The 24,848-nt window shown below is 39.7% G+C and carries 18 protein-coding genes and 1 pseudogene; 12 read left to right on the top strand and 7 right to left on the bottom strand.

All coding sequences use genetic code 11. From position 1 onward, the window contains the following. Positions 1–68: 68 nt before the first annotated feature. Positions 69–753 (top strand): annotated as a pseudogene (locus V7K98_RS24770) (Uma2 family endonuclease). A 201-nt stretch (positions 754–954) separates the two neighbouring features. Here V7K98_RS24770 and V7K98_RS24765 read toward each other — a convergent pair. Together V7K98_RS24765 and V7K98_RS24760 are read right to left on the bottom strand one after the other, a co-directional pair. After that, positions 955–1,236 (bottom strand): hypothetical protein, encoded by a 282-nt coding sequence (locus V7K98_RS24765; protein ID WP_335026835.1) that lies wholly within the window; start codon positions 1,234–1,236, stop codon positions 955–957. A gap of 43 nt (positions 1,237–1,279) precedes the next feature. Then, positions 1,280–1,747 (bottom strand): VOC family protein, encoded by a 468-nt coding sequence (locus V7K98_RS24760; RefSeq protein WP_335026714.1) that lies wholly within the window; start codon positions 1,745–1,747, stop codon positions 1,280–1,282. 337 nt (positions 1,748–2,084) lie between these two features. Here V7K98_RS24760 and recA point away from each other — a divergent pair, with 337 nt between their 5' ends. Continuing rightward, positions 2,085–3,164, top strand: coding sequence for a recombinase RecA (gene recA, locus V7K98_RS24755; protein ID WP_335026712.1), 1,080 nt, complete (start codon positions 2,085–2,087; stop codon positions 3,162–3,164). 293 nt (positions 3,165–3,457) lie between these two features. On the opposite strand, the gene V7K98_RS24750 is transcribed toward recA, so the two are convergent. The 3 genes from V7K98_RS24750 to V7K98_RS24740 all read right to left on the bottom strand — a co-directional run bounded on the left by V7K98_RS24750 (position 3,458) and on the right by V7K98_RS24740 (position 7,979). Then, a complete protein-coding gene (locus V7K98_RS24750) occupies positions 3,458–4,180 on the bottom strand; it encodes an FHA domain-containing protein (protein ID WP_335026710.1) in 723 nt (240 codons plus the stop codon). 678 nt (positions 4,181–4,858) lie between these two features. Beyond that, on the bottom strand, positions 4,859–6,460 hold the full coding sequence (locus V7K98_RS24745; protein WP_335026708.1) for a serine/threonine-protein kinase: 1,602 nt from the start codon (positions 6,458–6,460) through the stop codon (positions 4,859–4,861). Between the two features lie 688 nt (positions 6,461–7,148). Then, positions 7,149–7,979, bottom strand: coding sequence for a phytoene/squalene synthase family protein (locus V7K98_RS24740; RefSeq protein WP_335026706.1), 831 nt, complete (start codon positions 7,977–7,979; stop codon positions 7,149–7,151). Between the two features lie 1,238 nt (positions 7,980–9,217). Between V7K98_RS24740 and V7K98_RS24735 the strand changes: the two genes are divergently transcribed. Then, positions 9,218–12,913: an ATP-binding protein gene (locus V7K98_RS24735; protein ID WP_335026704.1), complete on the top strand. Its 3,696-nt coding sequence runs from the start codon at positions 9,218–9,220 to the stop codon at positions 12,911–12,913. Between the two features lie 39 nt (positions 12,914–12,952). Here V7K98_RS24735 and V7K98_RS24730 read toward each other — a convergent pair whose 3' ends face one another. Together V7K98_RS24730 and holA are read right to left on the bottom strand one after the other, a co-directional pair. Then, positions 12,953–13,435: a DUF4168 domain-containing protein gene (locus V7K98_RS24730; protein ID WP_442940437.1), complete on the bottom strand. Its 483-nt coding sequence runs from the start codon at positions 13,433–13,435 to the stop codon at positions 12,953–12,955. A 110-nt stretch (positions 13,436–13,545) separates the two neighbouring features. Beyond that, positions 13,546–14,535 (bottom strand): DNA polymerase III subunit delta, encoded by a 990-nt coding sequence (holA, locus tag V7K98_RS24725; RefSeq protein WP_335026700.1) that lies wholly within the window; start codon positions 14,533–14,535, stop codon positions 13,546–13,548. A gap of 185 nt (positions 14,536–14,720) precedes the next feature. Here holA and V7K98_RS24720 point away from each other — a divergent pair, with 185 nt between their 5' ends. From V7K98_RS24720 to hppD, 9 genes are all read left to right on the top strand, one after another. Then, a complete protein-coding gene (locus tag V7K98_RS24720; RefSeq protein ID WP_335026698.1) occupies positions 14,721–15,509 on the top strand; it encodes a DUF1868 domain-containing protein in 789 nt (262 codons plus the stop codon). A 341-nt stretch (positions 15,510–15,850) separates the two neighbouring features. Then, entirely contained in the window at positions 15,851–16,894 is a 1,044-nt protein-coding gene (gene pstS, locus V7K98_RS24715) for a phosphate ABC transporter substrate-binding protein PstS (protein ID WP_335026696.1), read from the top strand. A 182-nt stretch (positions 16,895–17,076) separates the two neighbouring features. Beyond that, on the top strand, positions 17,077–18,054 hold the full coding sequence (gene pstC, locus V7K98_RS24710) for a phosphate ABC transporter permease subunit PstC (protein ID WP_335026694.1): 978 nt from the start codon (positions 17,077–17,079) through the stop codon (positions 18,052–18,054). A 52-nt stretch (positions 18,055–18,106) separates the two neighbouring features. Continuing rightward, positions 18,107–18,988 (top strand): phosphate ABC transporter permease PstA, encoded by an 882-nt coding sequence (gene pstA / locus V7K98_RS24705; RefSeq protein WP_335026692.1) that lies wholly within the window; start codon positions 18,107–18,109, stop codon positions 18,986–18,988. Positions 18,989–19,174: 186 nt separating this feature from the next. Continuing rightward, positions 19,175–19,954, top strand: a complete 780-nt coding sequence (gene pstB / locus V7K98_RS24700; protein WP_335026690.1) for a phosphate ABC transporter ATP-binding protein PstB — start codon at positions 19,175–19,177, stop codon at positions 19,952–19,954. A gap of 605 nt (positions 19,955–20,559) precedes the next feature. Then, complete coding sequence (locus tag V7K98_RS24695) at positions 20,560–21,339, top strand: phosphate ABC transporter ATP-binding protein (RefSeq protein ID WP_335026688.1); 780 nt, start codon at positions 20,560–20,562, stop codon at positions 21,337–21,339. Between the two features lie 186 nt (positions 21,340–21,525). Then, the gene (locus V7K98_RS24690; RefSeq protein ID WP_335026686.1) at positions 21,526–22,815 is read left to right on the top strand and encodes an IS1/IS1595 family N-terminal zinc-binding domain-containing protein; all 1,290 of its coding nucleotides are present in this window, start codon (positions 21,526–21,528) and stop codon (positions 22,813–22,815) included. An 81-nt stretch (positions 22,816–22,896) separates the two neighbouring features. Beyond that, a complete protein-coding gene (locus tag V7K98_RS24685) occupies positions 22,897–23,601 on the top strand; it encodes an SDR family oxidoreductase (protein ID WP_335026684.1) in 705 nt (234 codons plus the stop codon). A gap of 106 nt (positions 23,602–23,707) precedes the next feature. Continuing rightward, positions 23,708–24,784, top strand: a complete 1,077-nt coding sequence (gene hppD, locus V7K98_RS24680) for a 4-hydroxyphenylpyruvate dioxygenase (protein ID WP_335026682.1) — start codon at positions 23,708–23,710, stop codon at positions 24,782–24,784. The last annotated feature ends 64 nt before the right edge of the window (positions 24,785–24,848 follow it).

The raw sequence follows: 24,848 nt of genomic DNA, 5'->3' as shown, positions 1-24,848 counted from the left end.
GACGGCCATCACAAAAAAACATGTACCAAGGCATAATAAAGTAAAACTCGTTGCCAGAGTAGAAAATAATGGTCAACCTAGCACTCCATCACCGAATTCCTTTTTTAGAAAATGGCGATCGCCTCACTCGCTACGAATTTGAACGCCGCTATCAAACAATGCCCCGTCATCAAAAGGCAGAATTAATTGAAGGAGTTGTATACTTGGCATCCCCATTACGTTTTCAAAGTCATGCTGAACCACATGGTCATACAATCACTTGGTTAGGAGTTTATGAAGCATCAACTCCTGGTGTGAGATTGGGAATTGAGCCAACAGTCCGCTTAGATCGAGACAATGAACCGCAACCTGATGGAGTGCTATTAATCACACCAGCAGCGAGAGGACAATCTCGTTTGAGTGATAATGATTACATAGAAGGTGCGCCAGAACTCGTAATAGAGATAGCAGCTAGCAGTGTTGCCATTGATTTACATGACAAGAAAAAAGTCTATGGTCGTAATGGAGTAATATAAAGAATACATTATCTGGCAAGTATTTGAGAATAAATTAGATTGGTTTTGTCTGCAACAAGGAGAATATATATCCTTAGAAGTGGACGCAGATGGAATTATAAAAAGTCAAGTTTTTCCTGGTTTGTGGTTGTCAATGTCAGATTTACTTGCTGGCAATATGCAGCAAGTATTGACTGTGTTACAGTTGGGATTAAATTCCTCAGAACATAAAATATTTGTGGAGCATCTGTCTAAATAAATTAGTAATTCATAATAGAGCCTCCGGCACGCTCCGCGTTAAGCGAAGCTATGCCGCAGGCTTTACGTAATTCGTAATTACCTGATATTAAGACAGGTAGTTGCTCTCAAACAAGGAATAAATTTTTATTATCTCCATCAATGAATTTAGTTACTCTGCACCATTAATTACTAATTATTCGGTTAAAGCAATTTTTGGGCATCAGTCTATTGTTTTGGGAATTAAACTAGCACTTTTAGTTGCACTATCCCAAACAATCCAGCTAACAGAATTATCTAAATCATCAGGACTATTTGAAACTTTAAAATATAGTTTTTCTTCGCCTTTTCTTTCAATAGCAAAATCGGCATTTTGAGCATAAACAACTATAAAACCTTTGTCTCGCAAACAATACATTGCCCAGGCTTTCAATGATTGCTTGTATGGTTCGTGTGGAATTGGCGGTTTTGTGATTGTGTCTTCAATTACTTTAAATATTTGTATGAGTTTAGCAGTCATAGTAGATACTTTTGTTTTTACCCCTAAGTTAACTAGCTTCTGGATCGCAACGAATTTCAATCATAAAGCCATCTGGATCGTAAAAATACACACCTCTACCAGTAGGACGAGTGACTGGGCCATGTGCGATCGCTATTTTATTTTCCCTGATCACTGTCACCGCTTGCTCAAATAACTGCGGATCGATATCAAAAGCTAGATGGTATGCTCTGGTGAATGTCTTCTCTGGATTGGGATCTGGTGGTGATAATTCTGGTTCCCCGAACAAATCCAGAATCGTACCATCCGGGGTAATAAAGTTGGCTACTTTCCCGGATGCGACAAGTTCCACCAGAGTTAAGGGTACTTCGTCGCCTGTGAGTTCGTGCAAACCCAGGATTGTGCCATAAAAGTAGCGGGAAGCTTGCATGTCGTGGACATTGAGGGCTATGTGATGCACTTTACGCAGATTTCCTGGCGCAAGGACACTGTTCACGGATTGGGGGGTAGATAGCATAGTAGAACAAAATCTCAATACTTTGATAGAAGCTGAACTTTTTACTTAAATCCTAATAAAAATCTATATTGAAAGAGGCAGGAGGAGCAAATCGATAATTTTTCTTTGAAATAAGATTGCTTACCCAGCTAAAAAAAGCTATCTCTGAATGCAAGTTGGTATCATTGTGCAAAACTACCCTATCTGGTAGCGATCGAGTTACGATCTTGTCACACCCCTTTTTTGATTTGAGAAGTCCTATTCCAGAATTTTCTGGTTAAAATAGTATATCTGTTCTACTCAAACTCCCAAACCAACACTTCTTAAAACCATATATTTAGAGGCATTAGAGGCAGAAATGGCTATCAACACCGATACTTCCGGCAAGCAAAAAGCGCTGACTATGGTGCTAAACCAGATTGAGCGCAGCTTTGGTAAAGGAGCAATCATGCGCCTGGGCGACGCTACCCGGATGCGGGTGGAAACAATTTCTAGTGGAGCGCTCACCTTAGATTTAGCCTTGGGCGGTGGTTTACCCAAGGGACGGGTAATTGAAATTTATGGGCCAGAAAGTTCTGGTAAGACTACAGTAGCCTTACATGCACTCGCCGAAGTGCAAAGAAATGGCGGTATTGCTGCTTTTGTTGATGCTGAACACGCTCTCGATCCTACTTATGCTGCGGCGTTGGGTGTAGATATTGATAATTTGCTGATTTCCCAACCTGACACTGGAGAATCAGCTTTGGAAATTGTCGATCAGCTTGTTCGCTCTGCTGCGGTTGATATTGTAGTCATTGACTCAGTAGCAGCACTGGTTCCCCGCGCTGAAATTGAAGGCGATATGGGTGATATTCACGTTGGTTTACAAGCGCGGTTGATGAGCCAAGCCCTACGTAAAATTACTGGTAATATTGGTAAATCTGGTTGTACAGTAATTTTCATTAACCAGTTGCGGCAAAAAATCGGTGTTACTTACGGTAGCCCAGAAACCACAACTGGCGGTAACGCATTGAAGTTTTACGCTTCGGTGCGCTTGGATATTCGCCGGATTCAAACCTTGAAAAAAGGTACAGAAGAATTTGGTAATCGCGTTAAAGTCAAAGTCGCCAAAAATAAAGTAGCGCCACCTTTTAGGATTGCGGAATTTGACATTATTTTTGGCAAAGGTATTTCTACCTTGGGTTGTATTGTAGACTTGGCAGAAGAAACTTCCATTATTGTCCGCAAGGGGGCTTGGTATAGTTACAACGGCGATAATATCTCCCAAGGACGAGACAATGCCATTAAGTATCTAGAAGAAAAACCCGAATTTGCTGAGGAAATTAAGAAACTAGTCCGTGAGAAGCTAGATAAAGGCGCTGTTGTTTCTGCTAACTCCGTAGCGAAACCCAGTGAAGAAGATGAAGAGGAAGAAGGCGATTTAGAGCCAGAAGAATAAGGAACGTGGATGTATTAATTAGATAGGCATTACTAATTTGTAATTAGGTTATATATGGGGAGAAGAGCTAAAAAGCAATCTTCTCCCAAAGGGAGAAGCTAGTGCTATTCATAGTTATAGCGCTCGGCAAAGGCGTTAATTTTATTAACTAACCATACTTTCTCTTTTGCAATAACCCAGCCTTGATCCTTCCTATTTACTTAATTCTGATTACAGTATTCCCAAAATCAAGCAGGCAAAGCGCTCTTAATTTTTGCAGATATTCTTTAATTTCCAATTTTTTAGCTGATATTTTATGGTATTTTTCTGCTAAGAAAGCGGTCTAAAATTTCTGATTTCTGTTCTGAACTGAAGTTGTCATAACAATATTCAAGTTTATCAAATAGTCGAGAATTTCTTAAAATATCTAAATTATCATCTGCTTTTACAGATATAGATTTTTGTTTGTCACGGGAGAAAGCAAGTATTTCTACTTGATTGTCATTCTTTCTATGCACAAGCTGCATTAATAACTCTATTGCTACAGTTGGCAAAATGCGGCACGTATAATTCATAAAAAAATCAAAAGTCATGTTACCTAGACGGATGCGATCGCCATCTTTGAGCTTGATCGATCCAAAAGCGCGATCGCCATTCACAAAGGAGCCATTGGTGCTGTTGAAGTCTATAAAGTAGAAGCCTTCATCGTCAATATATTGAATAGCCGCGTGGCGACGAGACATATAATTATCAGCAATGCAAATACCACTGTTCTGATTACGCCCTATTGTCCATATCTGCTGTGGCTGTTGTAAACTTTGAGTCTGATTGTCGCACAAGTTAGTCATCAAATAAACGGCATTAGTCTCTACTACACCATGTACGTAACATAACTGCATTTTCTTCATAGACGGTTGAGATAGATTTTCTAGTTGAAGAATTTCATCTAGAAGGCTGCTGTGATGCTCATACAACTTGAGGAATACCTGATATAAAGTTAATCTCCGTTCTATTTCCGTTTGTGCAAAGTCAGTCATGATACCTAAACCTTGTATTACCTGATTTCGGTTGTAAATATTCTGCTTCAGCCTACAATCAGGGATAATTAACTAATTTTTCAATTTTCGCTGTTATCTTAAAATTTTAGTGGCTTTAGAGCTTTATGCGTTACAGCTTTTCAGTGCTAGATCCCCTGTTGTTTATAGCAATAAAAAGCATAGAAATATCTATAAGAAATTATAATGATCCCTCATTGTTTATTGTAAATAATCATTCGTTATTTAGAACAGATCATCATTATAAAGATTTAATTAATAATTGCCAACTAGCTGTATCTTTTTTCTAGCTCATCGGTTATTTCTTAATATTTTCTAGAGCGGTCGCTATTGCTAGGCTCAACTATAACAATCCTGAATTATTTGCGCTCAACAAAATCCCCGACAACTTTTACGAAGCCGGGGATTTAGGGATTGGAACTCTCACAAACTAAATAGAATTGCTAGATCCTATCTACTTGGTCAATTCTGAATAAATTTGAGTTTTATCAATAAAAGTCAGGTTTTATTTATCAAAATCATAAAAAATCCAAGCTTTCTAAGCTTGATAAAACAATATAGTTAAACTTAAGATTTGATTCTCCCTAGCCCTTGTTCAAAAGTAGAGAACTAGTCTGAGAGCCAGAGCAAGAGGCTGGCTCCAAAGTCTCAACTTTCAATTTACAATAAACCTCGTTTACCATTGGGGCGCACGGTCATCCAATTTGTTTTTGCTAGTGCTAGCTGCTCATCAGAAATTTTGGCACTGGTAAGATTAGCACCACACAGGTTAGCTCCTCGGAGGTTAGCATTACTGAGACAAGCATTACTGAGGTCTGCACCTCGCAAGTCTGCCCCTTCTAAATCAGCATGATTAAAATATGCTTTGCTCAAATTAGCATCCTTAAGATTTGCTCTAGTGAGACTAGCTCTACCAAAATCACTATTGTGAAGATTAGCTCCCTGAAGATTGGTTTTTTGCAATTGAGTGGAATGGAAATTTGTTCCTGATAAGTCAGCACCTTGCAGGTTCAGCAAATTTAAATTATGGAGAGCAAAATCCCGTCTTCCCTTTTGATAGGCGGTTAACAGACTTTGGTTATCTAACTTACGCTCAACTTTAGAATTTTGACTTTGTGAACCATTACTGTTGCTATTAGCTAAAGTTGTTGATTTGCCCATCCCAGAACCCTGGTGTAATCCTGCCGCTTCTGCTTTAGCTCGTCTAGCACGAATTGCTGCCGCTACCTGCGCTACTCCTGTACTGGTACCAGCCACAGAAGAATTGTTACATAAAACAGCAGAATTTTGTAAATGGTTGTGTGTTCGCTCTTTAGATCCAGTATCTGATTTAATTAATAAACCCTTTGCTAAACTTTCTAAGTATGGTTCTATTTCCAAGGCTTTGAGAACATCTGAAGCTGACTGATACCGATTACGTACAGACACGTCTAACATTTTTCGCAATACATTGCTTAAGTGATCGCTCACTTGCACAAGTTGCTCCCACATCATCTCGCCAGTGTTGGGATTGTAATCTAAGTCTTTGGGAGTTTTGCTAGTAAGTAAATAAATACATGTTACCCCCAATGCATAAATATCACTGGCGTAGACTGGACGCATAGCCATTTGTTCTGGAGGTGCAAAACCAGGAGTACCAATAGCATAAGCTGTTAATGCTGTCTGTCCTGATGGACTTGTCACACCTTGGCTGATTTGGTTTTTGACGGCACCAAAGTCGATGAGTACCATTCTGGAATCTTGAGTGCGGCGAATTAAGTTTGCTGGTTTGATATCACGGTGAATCACCTTTTGCTCATGGATGTATTGGAGCAGTGGCAAAACTTCGCTCAAAAATTGCTTGACTCCAGTTTCACTTAAGATGCCGTTAAATTTCACCTCCTCCTGCAAAGTATCACCACTGATGTATTCTTGAACCAAGTAGAATTGCTCGTGATCTTCAAAATAGTCTAATAATCTTGGTACTTGGGGATGATTGCCAATCCTACCTAGAGTTTTAGCTTCTCGTTCAAAGAGTTCTCTGGCCATCTGTAAAACGTGTGGGGCGCTTCCTGATGGGCGTAATTGTTTGATTACGCAACTCGGTTCTCCGGGTAAGCCTTGATCGTTGGCTAAGAAGGTTGCTCCAAAGCCACCTTGACCTAATGGTTTGATCACCTGATAGCGATCGCGCAACAGTAGTTGCGAGCCACAAGACTGACACCTTTGGCTATATACCAAGTTTTCTGGATTTGGACAGATAGGATTTAAGCAGTAGCTCATGCACTGTCAACTCGCTGCACGAATAATTACGGGGAGCATTACACTCTTTCTCAATTATTTAGATATTAATCAACTGTTGCCAGGTCATTTTTGCTGGAAATCCTTTAAAGAGTTCCTAAAGTTTACTTGGGATTACGTAAATTGCTTGCCAAAACAAGATAATTTATTATACCGACACTAACAACTAATTCCAAAATCCAAAGTCTGTGTTATTGGGTAGTGACCTTTTTTAAATTAAAAATTAAGAATAAGAATAATTTTAGGACTCACGCATTGAAAGAAAAGACTAAATTTGACATCTCCTTCGGCTAGAAGCACGAAGGATTCTAAACTGATGTTGCTACGGGGTCTAAAAGACCCGCTCCGCAACGTTAACTAATCAAAAAAAATCAATTAGTTTGGTACTGTCAAAATACCCTACCCACCTCGACTAGATTTAACCCCAGTTGTATGGCTACTTTTGTAATTTCAATCTTGACGTATCCTTCTTTTAAAGATGGGTTGTTCGTAAAGATTGTACTTCCATTTTACCATAAAGATTGAAGGGTAAATCAGACAGCTAGCTTTCATCCCCCGGCTAGAAGCCGGAGGATGAAAGCATATTATTGATAGGTGATTTGAAAAACCACATCTTTCATAGGGGCAATTCATGAATTGCCCCTACCAGAGGAAGGCACAAGACTGTACTTTAGCTGGCTTTCATGTTCACACTAATCAACTGTTCGATAAGTGCAAAAACATCACTACGGCTGAGTTTCTCTTTACCATTAGCAAGAGCGTCAAGAGTCCCATTAGCCAAGGTTAAAGGAATTTGGCAAAAATCTAAGGCTGGGCCGGTAGGAAGATTTTTGGTATAAGCTTCAGCCAAGGCTAGATTACGCCGTGCATACTCTTGCATATCTGCTGCACTCCAACCTTCTGGGAAGAAGTCTACCCCACGCCCCAAATCTTCAGTATGATTACGCAGAATATTAACTGCTTGTAAACCTCGACCAAACCCAATAGCCTGAGTACGGTTCGTTGGCGTTCCGTCGTACCAAGTCCATAAGTCAGAAAGTAATAATCCCACTGCACCTGCAACCCCAAAGGTGTAACGATCCAAATCAGATTCTGTGTAAATCTTCCAATTGGTTTCTGCCCAGTAAGCCATGCGGTCTGCCATTGCAGCAGTGGCATCCCAAATTCGAGGTGCAATGGTTTCTGGTGCTAGCAGTGACCATTCCCTAATCCTCAAAGTGACTTCTTCTAAGGTGTTTTCATAGCCACTAAATCCGGCAAAGAAAGCATCGAGTGCGAAGCCATCAACACCTGCCTGTAATGTCAGACTAATTGTTCTCAACAGCTTTGCTTTAGTAGCATTATCTAGCCCAGGATGATCTTCAATTTCATCAATGGCACGCATACACAAATATGCTGATGCTACTGCTTCTTGCAATCCTGGCGGTAAAAGATTAATTGGAATATAAAAAGTTCGGCTAGTTTCTTTGAGGATTTGCAATGCATCTCTACGTAAATTCATGTTTTCACTCCCCACTTGATTTTTGCACCACATGAAGTTTGCAGTTGTTTGATGATACTGGATATAGTTTTGACTAAACCTTAAAAACTATAGACTATAAGATACGCTGCTATTTCATCTAAAAATTAATAGTTTTTGGTGTTGCAATTAACATAACTCTCAAATTTATCAAAGTCTAATCTAGTATATAGGCTTTTGGTTGCAAAAATTTGTAAGGTGTCGTTTAAGATAGCTTTCATGATTTTTTAGTGCATATACCAATACTTATGCTAAGGTTTGGTCGATTAACGCGAAATTTTTCCATGAGCAAACATCTGTTTTAGGGATTTGAAAGTGTTTTAAGTCTGCGTTAATCTGACTAACAAAGTGTAATCATTGTATATATCAAGACAATATAAGGGAAAGCTGGTAACGGATAAAGTAAGTATACGTACCTTTAAATCTAAACGATGGCTTGTCGAAGAGTTAGAGGAAGTTAAATTGGACATTGAGGGCTGTCATACCTGAGCGGTTATCATTGGAGCCTCCTTGCTATTCAAGGTGACATAAAGTGACCATAAACCAGAACAAGAAGTTCCCATATATTTATTTACAAGATTGATAATACAAAAGTAGTCTGTTTGCTCACTCAACAAAATATTTGTGAATATTTGACTAAATACTTCGCAGCGTCCAAGCCCATAAATTTATCACCAAATCAAGGGTTTAAGACCCCAACCAAAATACGTAGTATTATTACAAAGTTGGGCGCACGGAAACCGTGACGCACCCACTTTGCGCTCAGTTGAGTTGGGGTTTAATTCGCCGACTCCAACTGTCTTTAATTTTGAAGTAATGAGTAATAAGTAATGGGTATTTACTCATTACTCATTACTTATTGCTCATTACTCATTTATTTGCAGCTTCATATTAAATTGGTATTACGTAAAACTATACGCGGTAATTTTAAATAACATGTCTGCATCAGAATAGTATGTCTGTAGTAGTGCGATCGCTCCTATGCAATCTGTGAAGCAATAGGTTGATCTAGCCGACATCCTCTGAGATTTTGAAATTTTCACAAAGGTGGTTTTTTGAGCCATGATTATTTTTACTCTAAATTGTACAAGAAAAAATATGCATATAGGTAGATGAAAAGTAAGTCAAGGGGTAGCCTAAAATACAAAGGATATAAATGATTAAACCGTAAGAAATACGGAAGTTTACCACGCTAGATAGATGCGGTTAGAGAACACTAAATGTTAAATATTAACCGCTTGCGGCTGCAAGATATCAAAATCCCTGCAAATTCATTTGTGGCAAAAGTTGCAAGTGCGATCGCTATTTTTGTTGGCAGCCTGGTATTAGTTGGCTGGTGTCTTGGCATTGAAGTTCTGAAGCGTGGGTTTCCTGGTAGTCCTGCCACAATGAAAATCAATACAGCGCTGTGTTTTGTGTTGTGTGGTACGTCGCTGTGGCTATTTTCACAAGCAGGAGGCAGGAAGGAGAACAGAACAATTCAAAATTCCTCCCATAGCGCACTTTCTTTTAGTCTTCTAATTTCTAATTTCTGTGCAATAGCGGCTACCACAATTGCTGCACTCACATTCTGTCAATATCTATTTGGCTGGAATTTAGGCATTGACGAATTGGTGTTTCGTGATTTGCTAACTAGTATAGCGACATCGCATCCGGGGCGAATGGGTGTGAACACAGCAGTCAACTTTATGCTAGTCGGTTTCGCCCTACAAATTCTGATTAATCCAAAAAACCAACGAAGTTATTGGTATGCCCAGCTTATCGCCCTGATTGCTACTTTAATTTCTTTTCAAGTACTCATGGGCTATGCCTACAAAGTGAAAGTTCTCTACGGACTTGCCCCTTACACAACATCAATGGCTTTACACACGGCGGTGTTGTTCAGCTTACTAAGTATAGGGATTCTGTGGATACGGGCAGAACAGGGGTTAATGAGGGTAGTGACAAGTGATAGTTATGGTGGTTTACTTGCACGTCGTTTATTAATTGCCGCGATCGCAGTACCCTTTATATTGGGGTGGGTAATTGTTGAAGGTCAACGCGCAGGACAATACGATCCAGCTTTTGCAGTATCGGTATTTGCGATCGTTCTGATTGTGATTTTTACTATTTTGATTTGGGAAAGTGCCAGGGTTGTCGAACGTCTCAGTAATCAACGCGATCTTGCTCAGGAAGCACTGATAACCTATGAAGCCAAACTAGGGAGTTTCGTAGATTCTAATGTTATTGGCATTCTGTTTGGCGATGTGTATGGCGGTATCCAGCAAGCAAACGCCGAATTTCTCAGGATGATTGGTTATACCCAAGAGGATTTGTTAGCAGGTAGGTTAAGTTGGAGCAATATCACACCACCAGAGTATTTATACTTGGATCTACAAGGTGTTGCTGAAGCCCAAGGAAATACTAACGCTACTTGTACACCCTACGAAAAAGAATATATCCGTAAAGATGGTAGCCGCATCCCGGTTTTGGTTGGTTACGTGTTGCTAGGAGAAAACCGGGAAGAGTCAGTGGCGTTTATTCTCGACTTAAGTGAACGTAAGCTTGCAGAAGAAGTACTTCTAAATCAGCAAAAATGGCTGGAGGATGTGTTAAACCTGATGCCAAGGCCGTTGCTGTTTATTGAACCAGGAACAGCGCGGGTAACTTTTGCCAATCGCTCTGCTAATGAATTAGCTGGGGGCGAATTTCCGAAGGATGTGCCAGCCGGAGATTATCACAAAGTTTACCACTATACAGATGCGGCTGGCGATCGCATTCCCAACGAACAAATGCCCGGAGTGCGGGTTGCCCTTGGCGAACGTCTCAATGGGTTGGAGATAGACTGGCACACTCCTGCGGGTGTCCGCTCTCTACTAGTATTTGCTGATACCTTGCCAGCAATGCATGGTCATCCGGCTACCTGTGTCTTGGTGTTCCAAGAGATTAGCAACCTCAAGGAGGCACAAAAAGCGCTCTCGTTAGGTTATAAAAGGCTAAAGCTACTATTTGACACAGCTAGCGATTTACTCTCAAGCCAGGAACCAGTACTATTAATCGATAGCGTCTATCAAAAACTAAGAGACCAAATTGGAATAGATGTTTACTTCAATTATTTGGTTGAAGATAACTCTCAGGTAATGCGACTAGAATCTTACGGCGGTATTTCCCAAGAAGTAGCAAAGGAAATCGAGTTGTTGGGATTTGGTGAAGCGATTTGCGGTACTGTAGCCCAGGAGCGTTGTCCAATAGCACTAGAAAATGTGCAGCAATCAACTGACCTAAAAACAAAATTGATTCGTTCTTTAGGCGTTAGTGCTTATTATTGTTATCCTTTGATTGCCCAAGGACGGCTGTTAGGTACTCTTTCTTTTGGCAGCCGGACTAGGTTAAGCTTCACCGAAAATCAAAAAGGGATGATGCAAGCAGTATGCGACCAAATAGCGATCGCAATGGAACGGTCTAGTTTAATTGCTTCTTTGCAAAAACAGACTGAGCAGCTGCAAGATGCGAACCGGATGAAAGATGAATTTCTAGGGATATTGTCTCACGAATTGCGATCGCCCCTCAATGCAATTCTGGGCTGGGCGCAACTTCTACAACGAACCAAGCTGAGTGAAAGCCAAATGGCTAGAGCTACGGAGACAATTGAGCGCAATGCCAAAGCACAAACCCAACTAATTGAAGATTTACTGGATATATCGCGGATGATTAGAGGCAAGTTACGTCTCAATGTCCGTACTTGTAACTTGGTTCCGATGATTGAGTCGAGCCTAGAGACTGTTAGCCTAGCCGCCCAATCCAAGGAAATCGATTTAAGATTTTCCATTATTCCTTCAAAAGAAACCCCAAATTCAGATTTAGGATTAGGATTTAATATTGAAAATCTAGATTTTCCAGAAGCACAACCCCAAAGCAATCAACACTTAGAGGACAGCAAACTTGGCGAAAATTTCCAATTCTTAGTTTCCGGTGATTTCGAGCGTTTGCAGCAAATCATCTGGAATATACTATCTAATGCCATCAAATTTACACCCACAGGTGGACGGGTAGAGGTGCAATTGTCAGTAGTAACTGGCGAAGAAAAACACATAACAGATGAAAAACTCCACCCACAAGGGGATGGAGTTTTTGGGCATGGGGAACAGGGCATGGGGCATGGGGAAGAAGTTACCAATGCCCAATGCCCAATGCCCCAAGGGACGGGGCTATCCCTGTCTACCCACAAGGGGATAGAGTTTCCCGTCGCTTTCAATAAATATGCCCAAATTAAGGTAATTGACACAGGCATTGGTATCAGTTCCGACTTTCTACCTTACGTTTTTGATCGGTTTCATCAAGCTGATAGTTCTAGTACCAGAACCTATGGTGGATTAGGACTAGGATTAGCGATCGTGTATCACTTAGTAGAGTTGCATGGCGGCACAGTTCACGCAAATAGTCAAGGTAAAGAGCAAGGAGCAACGTTTATAGTCAAGCTACCACTTTTGAAAAGTTCCTCTTCCACAGCCTCACAGCCTCCCCCTCTCGCCTCGTCTCCTCTTACCTCCGTCTCGCTGCTTGGTGTGCGAGTAGTGGTTGTAGATGACGAAACTGATACCCGTGAATTTATCACCACAGTCCTCGAACAGTGCCAAGCTGAAGTTAAAGCAGTAGCATCAGTTCAAGAAGCATTGCAGGTAATTGCACAGTGGAAACCAGATGTTTTAGTTAGCGACATTGGTATGCCTGATGAGGATGGTTATTCTTTGATCCGCAGACTGCGATCGCAACCACCAGAACTAGGGGGAAATATTCCCGCAGCAGCGTTGACAGCTTATGCCAGAGCAGAGGATCGAATGCGAGCTATACAAGAAGGTTATCAGCTACATTTACCCAAACCTATTGAAGCAGCTGAGTTGGCTACGGTAGTCGCCAGCCTTGTTGGACGGACTTAGAGGGGATTGGGTAATAACCTTTTTTGATGTAAGTTGGAGCTATGGAGAATCAGGACTCTTTTGCAGACGTAATAAGGTATTGTAAACCTGCTGTTTTAAGATATCGTTATTTTGTAGTTCTATAGTAATTTTGTTGAACTGATCGATGCTCAAACCATTATCTTGGACAATTTTTTGAGAGCGATTACAGTAATTTACTGCGATATCTTGAGCCTTTCTAGGAAGACCATTTATGCTCTTAGAATCGTTACAAACAATTTTAGGAATTTCTCCATTGCCAATAAGTTTTTTAATTTCTTCAAAGGCATTTTGACGTGCTGGTTCCATTGCTAGCACGGCTTGAGCATAGCTGTCTATTTGATTATTGTTAGCTATTGGTGCTGGAGTTTGACCATAAGCTTTTGAACTCAATAAAAAAGAGTTGGAAATCACACTTGTAGTAACAATCGCGCCGAAAAAGAATGATTGGCAAAGGATTCGCTTTCGGCTAGATCGGCAAAGGAAATCAGAAAATTTCTTCATATAGTGTGTGACACAAAACTACATCAGGGATATTAATAAGAAATTTGAATTATTTTCGGAGTTGGAAGTTCCTGTAACTTTTCAATACATCAAGTTTTTATATTTGATTGTCAACTCCCTCGGCATACTTGACAAAGTTCTATGACTTTAGTCTGGAATGTTGACATTTCTGATGCTCCTTGCTTGAGGCTCACTTCTAACTCCAATAATAGAGGCAAGCAAGAGATTAATTGTTGCACAGAAAGCAGCTTGATTTCTTGCTGTAAGAAGTAGAGCCGTTTGGGATTACCGATATCAGCAGCAAGAGCGATCGCTTGTTGATTGCGCTCACCACTTTCTATCATAATCTTCACCCATAACCAGATGCGAAATTGTCCAATCAGTGTGGCAACGATCCGTAATCCCGGCTCGGAAGCATTGATCATATCTGCCAAGGTTGTCAAGGCTTTTGCTGTATCTCCTGTTCTGATTGCTGCTGCTAATTGTAAACTATTTTGAGTAGTATTTCTTACTAACTTTGTAACAATATCTACGTCTAGAGGCCTGTTGCTACCGTGGGCATATAACCGTAATTTCTCTAGCTCATTGTAAAGCAATCGCGTATCATTTCCGACGGATTCTGCCAACAACTGGGTAGTGTTGGCAGTCAGTTTTACGCCTATAGTCTGGGCTGCTTGATTAACAGATTGCACCAGTAATTCTGTTTTCCAAGGCGGGATGAGGGGAAATTCTCGGAATTCGGTAGCAAATTGTTTTAACAATTTTGTCGATTTGAGGCGTTCATCTGGCTTGTTGCGGCTGGTGAGTAATAAAAATGAGTTTTCGGGAATCACAGAGAGCGATCGCACCAGTTCTGCTAAAACATTCTCTGGACAGTGTTGACACAGGGTTGTATTTATCAGCCATACCAAACGCCCACCAGCGCCAAAAGTGGGTGTCATGGACTGATTTAACCCCTGGATAGCAGCATCAGGCTGATCTGGGGTGAATGCAGTGTAATTAAAACTGATCCAATCGGGATCGAGAACGCGATCGCGCAAAACTGCGATCGCCTTTTCTATCGCAAAATCATCCTCACCCCAGTAAAAATAAATTGGCATAGATAAACTCAATTAGGCATTGGGCATTGGGCATTGGGCATTGGGCATTGGGGAAGAATCTATTAAAATTCCTGTACGGAGGCGATTAATCGCGTCTCCCAAAAACTAAATACTTTTGAAATCATTCTGTTAATCGGGGTAATTTTCCCTAAAATCTATCAAGTGAGAGCGTGAGGCTATGAAGATTGGACGATAACTATCAAACTTACTTAAATCGGTTAGCACGACTGACGCTGCCAGAAGCCTACAGATCGCAAGCCCAGCATATTCAGGAATCTTCTAAATTTCAGCCAGATTCTGGCTTGAGACAAGCAGCGTCTTTTCCTGGCTATACCTTAATTACCCCACCGGCAGGAGAAGAATCAGAAAACTCTGCTTTCTATGCCAAATTACAGACTTACCAACAGGAAATTTTGCAGTTGCCTGTAAACCGTAATTTGATTGTACCTCTACCTTCTGCTAGCTTCCATCTGACTTTAGCGGATTTAATTTGGGACAATGCTTACGTTGATGCCAGTGAAAAAAATCCTAACTTTGATGAGGAACTACCATCTTGTCTAGCTGAAATATTTCAGCAATATCAACAATTGATGACAAATAGGAGTCATCCGATTAAATGGCAAATGCTGGGACTGATACTGATGCCAAGAGCTATAGCCGTTTGCTTGGTTCCTCAAGATGAAAGCTGCTACGAAGAAATTATTAAATTTCGCCGAATAATTTATCAAAATCCCAAGTTAATTGCCTTGGGTATTGAGCAGCATTATCATTTCACAGCCCATGTTACATTAGCCTATTTTGGGGAGGTTTCATCTGATTTAGACCGGACAAGTTTCAGCACAAAGCTTTCTGAATTGAATGAGAAATGGCTGTTTAATTTGCCAGAATTTTCGATTCATCGCGTCGAATTGCGAAAATTTGACAACATGACACACTATTATCGTGAACCAAACTGGCCAACTTTAAATTTTTGACATGATCTGCGTATCATCTAAACAATAAACCCAGGAATTCAGCAACCCAGAGATCCCCTACTTCGTAAAAGTTGTCGGGGATCTTGTTGCAAATGCGGTTCATTAAAAAAATTGAGTTTGACAAAGGGTTAAGACTTAACCCAAGCGCATTAGTTTATCAGAACCTTTTTATTAAATTAATCTAGTCAATCAAATATCAATAATAAAGACTTTTGCAATTAAGATTTAAACACATCTTAATTTTCTATTCATCAAACGTTAAATAAAATTTAACCATAAAAAACTTAACTTAATTAAGGCTGAAATTACAGCAGGAAAGTATTCCGTTAATCAGAGGTTATATGATTTTTTCGACCACCATTTTGAATCGTGTCGTAGCTACTTCAATAGTGACAACTTCTATTGCACTTAGTCCATTTTTTGGTGCGATCGCACAAGCTGAAACTCTCAATGGTGCAGGAGCAACTTTTCCGGCTCCCCTTTACGAACGGTATGCTCGTGAAGTGAAGAAAAAATATCCAGACTTGAAAATTAACTATCAAGCAATTGGTAGTGGTGGCGGTATTCGTCAAGTCATCACTGGAACCGTTGACTTTGGTGGTAGTGATGCTGCAATGAAAGATGATGAAATCGCTAAAGTCAAGAACGGTGTAATCTTAGTACCCACAGCAGGCGGTGCCGTTTCTGTGGTTTACAATCTTCCGGGCGTTAATGAACTTAAATTATCCCGCAATACACTACCAGCAATTTTCTCAGGTCAAATTACCAATTGGAATGACCCAAAAATTAAAGCTGATAATCCAGGTGCTAATCTACCAAATCAACCAATTAAATTTGCTGTTCGCGCCGATGGTAGCGGTACAACTTTCATTTTCACTAACCACTTAAGTGCTACCAACGGTTATTTTAAAGGCAGAGTTGGAGCTAACACTGCTCCAAAATGGAATTTGCCAAACGTCCTAAAAGGCAAAGGTAATCCGGGTGTAGCTGCTATAGTATCTCGTACTCCTGGTTCTATTGGTTATGTTGAATATGCCTATGCTGTCAAAAACAATCTGAAATCAGCACTAGTACAAAATAAGAAAGGAGAATTTGTTGCTCCTTCTTTACAATCTGCAAATGCAGCTTTGTCAACTGTGACTTTTCCAGATAATTACCGCGTTTTTGTAGGAGATCCAGGACAAGGTTATCCAATCGTTGGTCTAACCTGGATTATGGTTTATAAACAGTATGCTAATGCTGCTAAAGCTGATGCAATTAAGAAATGGATTAATTGGGTATTAAAAGATGGTCAACAGTATAATGATGACCTCAACTACACCAAAATTCCATCTGATGTGGCAAATCGAGTTCTGCAAACAGTGAATAACTCTATCAAACCTTAATTTGCAATTTTTAAGATTTACGTAGAAGATATCCCCTAATCTCCTTATTAAAAGGGGGATTTTAGATTCTTCTTTAAAAGAAGGAATAAGGGGGATTATTTTACTAATTTCCTCTTTTAATAGGGTGAGTTTATAACTCACTCTAGTAGTAAGTAATAAGAAATCTATTTTATTGATTTTTAATGGCAAATTCATTAGATGATTCAAATCTAGACGATGAAAGTTTCAATCTAACTGGTATCAGTGGCACAAATTTCTGGTTTGACCAAGGTTTTACACAGCTAGTACACCTTTTTGCTGTGATTATCGTTGCAGTATTATTTTTGATGAGTTGGGTAATTTTATCCGAAGCTCTACCAGCCATCAAGCAGTTTGGGCTGGGGTTTTTGTGGGGAAAAGATTGGGATACAGGTAATAAGATTTTTGGAGCATTACCCTATATTTATGGAACTTTAGTCAGTAGTGCGATCGCTATTTTATTTGCTATCCCGGTGGGAATGGCAGTATCTTTAGTCACTAGTGAAAATTTCTTACCTACATCGCTGCGAACTATCCTAGCATTTGTTGTTGAATTAATTGCAGCAATTCCTAGTGTAATTATTGGTTTATGGGGTATTTTTGTCTTTATTCCAGTTCTAGAACCTCTACAAAAGTGGCTAGCCAGCACTTTTAAATGGATACCACTGTTTAATACAGAAGATCCTTCTGGCACTAATATGTTGACTGCTGGAGTTATTCTAGCCATCATGATTTTGCCCACAATGGCAGCAATTAGTCGTGATGTCTTAATGGCTATCCCTAAAGAACTACGTAGTGCATCTATGGCTTTGGGTGGTACTCGTTGGGAAACAATTTTTCGAGTCTTGCTACCATCTGCATTCTCTGGAATTGTGAGTGCAGCCATGCTTGCTTTAGGACGTGCTTTAGGTGAAACAATGGCCGTTACTATGGTGATTGGTAACTCTGCTCAAATTAGCGCATCTTTACTCGATCCAGCTTATACAATTCCCTCACTATTAGCTAATGAATTTGCCGAAGCTGAACCGGGATTGCATATAGGTGCTTTAAGCTATTTGGGATTGATTTTGTTTGCGTTGACTCTAGCTGTAAATATTGGCGCTGTACTATTGGTTAAGTGGGTTGGCAGGAAAAATCAATAACACTTTATTACTAGTAGATAAAAAAGTTTATTAATCAAAATTTGTAAAATTTATGAGTGGTTACATCCAGTCAGAAACGGATGAATCTTTGGCAGCAGAATTATGCAGTCCTCTGCCAACAGAGCGAGTAATATTTACATACACAATGAATGCGATCGCCTTTGGTTTGACAGGTCTAGCACTCATTCCTTTATTATCAGTTTTGTGGGAAATTTTCGTTAGGGGAATATCTGGACTCAAGTCAGAAATGTTTGTCAAAGCAGTTATTGATAATGGCTTTGGCAATGCCATATTAGGAACCATAATTATGGTGGTAATTGGTGCTATTTTAAGCATTCCCACAGGGATTATGACAGGAATTTTCTTAGCAGAATTTGGACAAAGCAACACAATTGCTAGTTTTGTTCGTTTTATTACCAGAATTCTTACAGGTGTGCCTTCAATTGTTGTAGGCATATTCGCTTATGGTGTGATAGTTTTAGTAACTAAACAATTTAGTGCGATCGCAGGTGGTTTTGCTTTAGCTGTGATTATGCTACCTGTGATTATACTGACAACAGAAGAATCCTTGAAACTGATTCCCACATCTCAACGCCTCGCCTCTGCTGCTTTAGGCGGAACTCGCTTCCAAACTACTTTTCGTATTGTTGTAACTACCGCAATCCCTGGAATTACTACAGGCATTTTATTAGCTGTAGCTCGTGCTGCTGGTGAAACAGCACCCTTAATTTTTACCGCTTTATTTAGTCTAGATTGGTCAGAAGGATTGTTAAGTCCAACAGCTTCTTTACCAGTATTGATTTTTAACCTCTACAATGACCCCGATCCAGAAAAAAGCCAATTGGTATGGACTACTTCTATAGTGCTACTCGGCTTAATTTTATGTGTAAGTATTATTTCTCGCTTAGTTATTAGACAGAGAAGAATAAAATGAGAAGAATACAGAATTCAGAAGTCAGAATTAATTAGTAGCTGTTTCAAATTAGCTACTAATTTAAGAATATTAAATAGCATATTCTGTAGGATATTAAATATATTTATTCACCTACTATTCCTATTCTTCTGAATCCTGACTCCTGAATTCTGTTTTGATAATTTTTATTTCGCACCTTGAGCAAGCATGAGTAACCTAATTCCAGCTATCAAAGTTAAAAACATCAGCTTTTACTATGGCACAACCAAAGCAATTGAAAAGGTGTCAATAGATATTTATCAGAAACAAGTGACTGCAATTATTGGCCCTAGTGGTTGTGGTAAATCTACCTTCATCAAAATTATTAATCGCATTAGCGAATTAGAAGGCCCTGTGAAAGTTGAAGGACATGTAGAATTTTTTGGTCAAAATATTTACGATCCTCGTGTCAACATTAATCGGTTACGCCGTCAAATTGGGATGGTGTTTCAAAAACCGAATCCTTTTCCAATAAGCATTTACGAAAATGTTGCCTACGGGATGAGAATAGCAGGTAGATATTCAAAATTTCAATTAGATGAAATTGTTGAATCTGCCCTTAAAAGCGCAGCTCTTTGGGATGAAGTAAAAGATAAGCTCGATAAATCAGCTTTAGGGCTTTCAGGTGGTCAGCAACAAAGATTATGTATTGCCCGTGCTTTAGCAGTCAAGCCGAAAGTTCTGCTGATGGATGAGCCTTGCTCGGCTCTTGACCCCATCGCCACGATGAAAGTTGAAGAATTGCTTCATAGTCTACAGTCTGAGTTGACAATTGCGATCGTTACCCACAACATGCAGCAAGCCGCTCGCGTTTCTGATTTTACGGCTTTCTTTAGCACCGATGAAAGTCGCATTGGTCAAATGGTTGAATTTGGCGCTACAGAGCAAATCTTTAACAACCCACTAGACTCTCGCACCCGCGACTACATTTCAGGGCGTTTCGGTTAAGGTATGTTCTAGCGTGACTTATTGATTTTTATCAAACTCAGGACTTACGCAAAAAATAGCCAACCGCTTATTCTCAGCTAGGGGCAATTCATGAATTGCCTCTACTGCCGCGTGTAGTTTTGCGTAAGTCCTAATATAGCGGTTCTCGGTTGAGTGAGATACACCCGTAGGGGCACAGCGCTGCTGTGCCCTTACACTTCGCTATTAATGTTGTAAGCTAAAAATATTTTAATTTGCATCCTCAAAAAAATGAATCTCTTGTGGGGTGGGCATCTTGCCCGCCCTGGTTGCTCAAATTAAATACGTGACAAGCTTACTGCATCTGAATGGGAACCGCTATAGCTATTTTAAATCGAACCAGACGAAATCCTTTTTCATAAGAAAGGATGATATACAAATAAAGCTCCAAAAGATGGGTATAAAAAGTTTTTGAAAGATAAATTTTGGAATATATAAATTATTTAGTAGCAGTTTATCTGCTGTATGGCTACTGTATAATTACGTAATTTCCATGAATATCTCTTTTTGGGAGTAACATAATGAAACAGCTGCGCTAATTTGTACTGTTTTACTTAATTAAGTTTTGTTTCACACGTTTTGGGAATATGAGTAAACTAATTCCAGCCATCAGAGTCAAAAACTTCAGCTTCTCTTACGACACTCAAAAGATAGTTGAAGGCGTGTCAATGGATATTTACCAAAACCAAGTCACGACAATTATTGGTTCTAGTGGTTGTGGCAAGTCTACTTTTCTTAAATCGTTAAATCGCATGAGTGAATTAGAAGGAGAAGTGAAGGTTGAAGGAAGAGTAGAATTTTTTGGACAGAGTATTTATGAGCGTCGGATTAACATCAATCGCTTACGTCGCCAAGTTAGTATGGTTTTTCCCAAACCAAATCTTTTTCCTATGAGCGTTTATGATAATGTTGCTTATGGGGTGAAATTAGTTGGATGGCATCCGAAAGTAGAATTAGATGGGATTGTTGAATCTGCCATCAAAGCGGCCGAACTTTGGGATGAAGTGAAAAATAAGCTGCACAAGTCTGCTTTAGAACTTTCTGGTGGTCAACAACAAAGATTATGTATTGCCCGTGCTTTAGCAGTCAAACCAAATGTTCTGTTGATGGATGAGCCTTGTTCAGGTCTTGATCCTGCTGGTAGCATGAAAATTGAGCATTTGATCCATAATTTGCGCTCTGAGTTAACAATTGTGATTGTTACTCACAATATGCAGCAAGTTACTCGCCTATCCGATTTTACGGCTTTCTTTCATAGTAATGAAAATCGTATTACTCAAATGATTGAATTTGGGACTACAAATAAAATCTTTACTAACCCCGTGGATTCTCGTACCCGCGACTATGTTTTCGCCCGCGTATGTTGAAGCGGTTCTAAAATTCTAGCTATTCATAGGGCTACGACATAGTGCAAGCGAAAATTCGGGGTGGAATTTAATTTCAGCTTGCTTTGAGTTTTTCTTGTCTTGGGCAATGGGAACTGATATTGACAGTCTTATTTTATACTGTATACTTAGGCTAAAGTATCTGCTCTAGATCACCTGAATCAAAAAATGAAATGTCCTCGGTGCGAATCTAGTTTATATCGGAAAAATGGTCGTCGGAATGACAAGCAGAATTACCTCTGCAAAAATTGTGGGAAGCAATTTCTTCAGCCTGCATTCTCTCGTTCGCCAGAAGCTGAGTTACTTGCTAACAAGAACGGACATACTAAAGTCTCTATAGCTAAAACGGCGGAAGTTTCATTAGGAAAAGACTTACCAGAAGAAAAAATCTCAGAGGAAAATCTTAGCTCTTTTAGTTTTAGATTAGCTGAAGAACTGCTGCAAACTATAGTATCATCTGATTGGCTAGAATCTGCGGTATTTACTAAATTACTCCTAAAAATTCAACAATCAAATGAAATTAAATCTAAGTTAGAAACAGGAATATCTCTTCTACTTTTGGATGCAGAAAACTTAAAAATAGATATTAATTCAGAATTATTTTTAGCGAGTGTCTGTGAATATCCTCTCCAAGTTAAAATTGCATTTGCTAACTGGAGAAATCCAAGTATTGGCAAGCAAGATATTGAACTATATAATCGTAGCTATCAACTTGTCCATGTGCCTGGAGGTAAGGATAGTGCTGATGCAAAAATGATCGCATTTGGTGCTTGTATCTTACGCTACTATCCAACGGTTAAAGAAATCTTAGTCTGTTCTGGCGATGGAATTTTGATCCACCTTTGTAACGAACTTCAAAACCAGGGATTGATTGTCTATTGGGTACGTAGACAAGGACAAAATTTGCATATACAAAACCGGAATACTGGCAAATTAACTGATTATTCCTTACCAATGGCAACAGAAGTTCCATCTTTTGAAAAAGTGGTTGATACAATTCAAGATTTAATTAAAGCTGAACAAGAATCTATAAATGAACGATTGAACAGTTTAGTAGCTGTTGCAACTTTATTTCAAGAAAGATGCGAGATCGAGATTAAACATAATCCCAAGTTACCAGAAGTTGAGAAAATAATCCCGGTTTTAAATAACTCACTTCCAGAATCTATTCAAGAAGAAGAAAAACAAGAAAGTTTTCCAAAAATGTCTAATGCACAAACATTAGATAAATTACTATTTAACATTATTCAAGATATACAAATGAATTCTCCTACAACTAAATTATCTGTGTCTAGACTAGGTTCAGAATTACATAAAATAACCGGCGAATCTCCTAATTCAATTATAAAAAAATTAAAGTTAGGTTCCACTTTTACTAAATATCTAGAATCATCTCCCACATTTAAATTAAAGGCGAGTGGCAGGGAATATGAGGTAACAGCACTATTGTGCGAGTAGATATTTTCTCCATATCTACATACAACCTGAGCCTGTAATTCAGTATTATGTAAAAAGATGTAAAGAAATATAAATATTGCAATGCAGGATAAAGTTGTCGTTATTGTCGGTGCTACTGGTGGTATTGGTTCAGCGTTAACGCGTAAACTTGCGCCTACTGGAGTCCGGTTGGTATTAGCTGCAAGGGATGCAACTCGTTTAACAACACTGGCTACTGATTTACCGGGGGAAGTTTTGACTGTTCCTACTGATATTACTGACCCTAAACAAGTAGATATTTTGATAGAAAAGGCGATCGCTAAGTTTGGTCAAATCGATATTTTGGTGAATGCAGCCGGTGTCGGTATACTCAAGCCTTACAACAGCTTGGAACCCGCAGATTTAGACAAGATGCTAGATGTCAACTTAAAAGGCAGCTTTTATACTACCCAGGCGGCGGCTGAAGAGATGCAAAAGCGCAAGTCTGGTCATATCTGTAATGTGGTAGGAATTCTAGGCAAGCATTCGATGGGAATGGCGGCAGCTTATTCTGCTTCTAAGTTTGGTGTTGTGGGTTTTAGCAAGTGCATGGCAGAGGAACTGAAGCGTTTTGGTATCAAGTTCACGCTATTCTACTTTGGTGGGGTAGATTCTCCTTTCTGGGATAATGTCAACCTAAAAGTAGACCGAAAAAAAATGCTCAGTCCTGAAACTGCTGCCAATGCTATTTTCTTTGCTCTTTCTGCGGAACCACAAGCTGTACCAATGGAAATTAACATTCAACCTGATAGTCATTTGTTCTTTTAGAGTGGGAGTGCGCCTAGATAATTCTTGCTTAGGAAGGACGTGAAAATCTAGCAAAAAAGGCAAAATTTACAGATATATAAACTGTTATGCTGGATTTTCAGTATCTATGAAAATTGATCACGTTCATTTCTATGTAGAAGATGCCAAAATGTGGCGGGATTGGTTTGTACACCATCTTGGTTTTCAATCAGTAGCCGATCGCAGCAGTTCATTTCACACTTGTACAGAAGTGGTGAAAAGTGGCACTGTCTGCTTTTTTCTATCTTCACCACTGTTACCCACAAGTCCAGTAGCGGAGTTTTTGCGTAAATATCCCCCTGGTGTGGCAGATGTGGCTTTTGCTGTGGAAGATGTGGAAACCGCGATCGCACTTGCTCAAAAACACGGTGCTACAATCTTACAACCCATCCAGGAACGTCAAATAGGTACGACACTTTTCAAGTGTGGCAAAATTGCCGCATGGGGTGGACTGACTCATACGTTGATAGAAAAGTCATTTGTCAGTAGTCATCCGTCATTGGTTTTGGACAAAGGACAAATGGCAAATGACAAAACTTTTACCGCTATAGATCACGTAGTGTTAAACGTGGCTGTTGGGGAATTAGAAAATGCCGTCGCTTGGTACGAAAATATCTTAGATTTTCAGCCCCAGCAGGCTTTTAAAATTAAGACCAATCGTTCTGCTTTACACAGCCAGGTGATGGTTTCACATAACGGCAGCGTCCAATTGCCAATTAATGAACCAGCTTCCAAAAATTCCCAAATTCAGGAGTTTCTAGATGTCAACCGCGGCCCGGGAATTCAACATATTGCCTTACGGACGACGAATCTTGTGAGTGCGATCGCTAAATTTCGCGCCAGTGGTTTATCTTTACTCTCTGTTCCTCAAACCTATTACACCCAGCTTAAACAGCGTCCAGGATTGCCTCTATCACTTTTAGAACTGGAAGCGATCGCACAACAAGAAATTCTCGTAGACTGGCAAGAATATACTCCTTTAGAGGGAGGACATACTGCGCCTTTATTACTGCAAATTTTTACCCAGCCCATTTTTGAACAACCAACATTTTTCTTTGAATTTATTGAACGCCGTTCCCAAGCTAAAGGTTTTGGCGAAGGTAACTTTCGCGCTTTATTTGAAGCCATTGAAAGCGAACAAATCAAACGCGGTACTTTGCAATAAAAGCAAGGCTGAAGCCCTTACTACAAGCGAATCATTCTGGAAAAATGAATGACGATTAGCTTAA

The organism is Nostoc sp. (genome assembly GCF_036917435.1).
GTDB lineage: Bacteria > Cyanobacteriota > Cyanobacteriia > Cyanobacteriales > Nostocaceae > Nostoc.
This window is presented reverse-complemented; position numbering and strand designations above follow the sequence as displayed.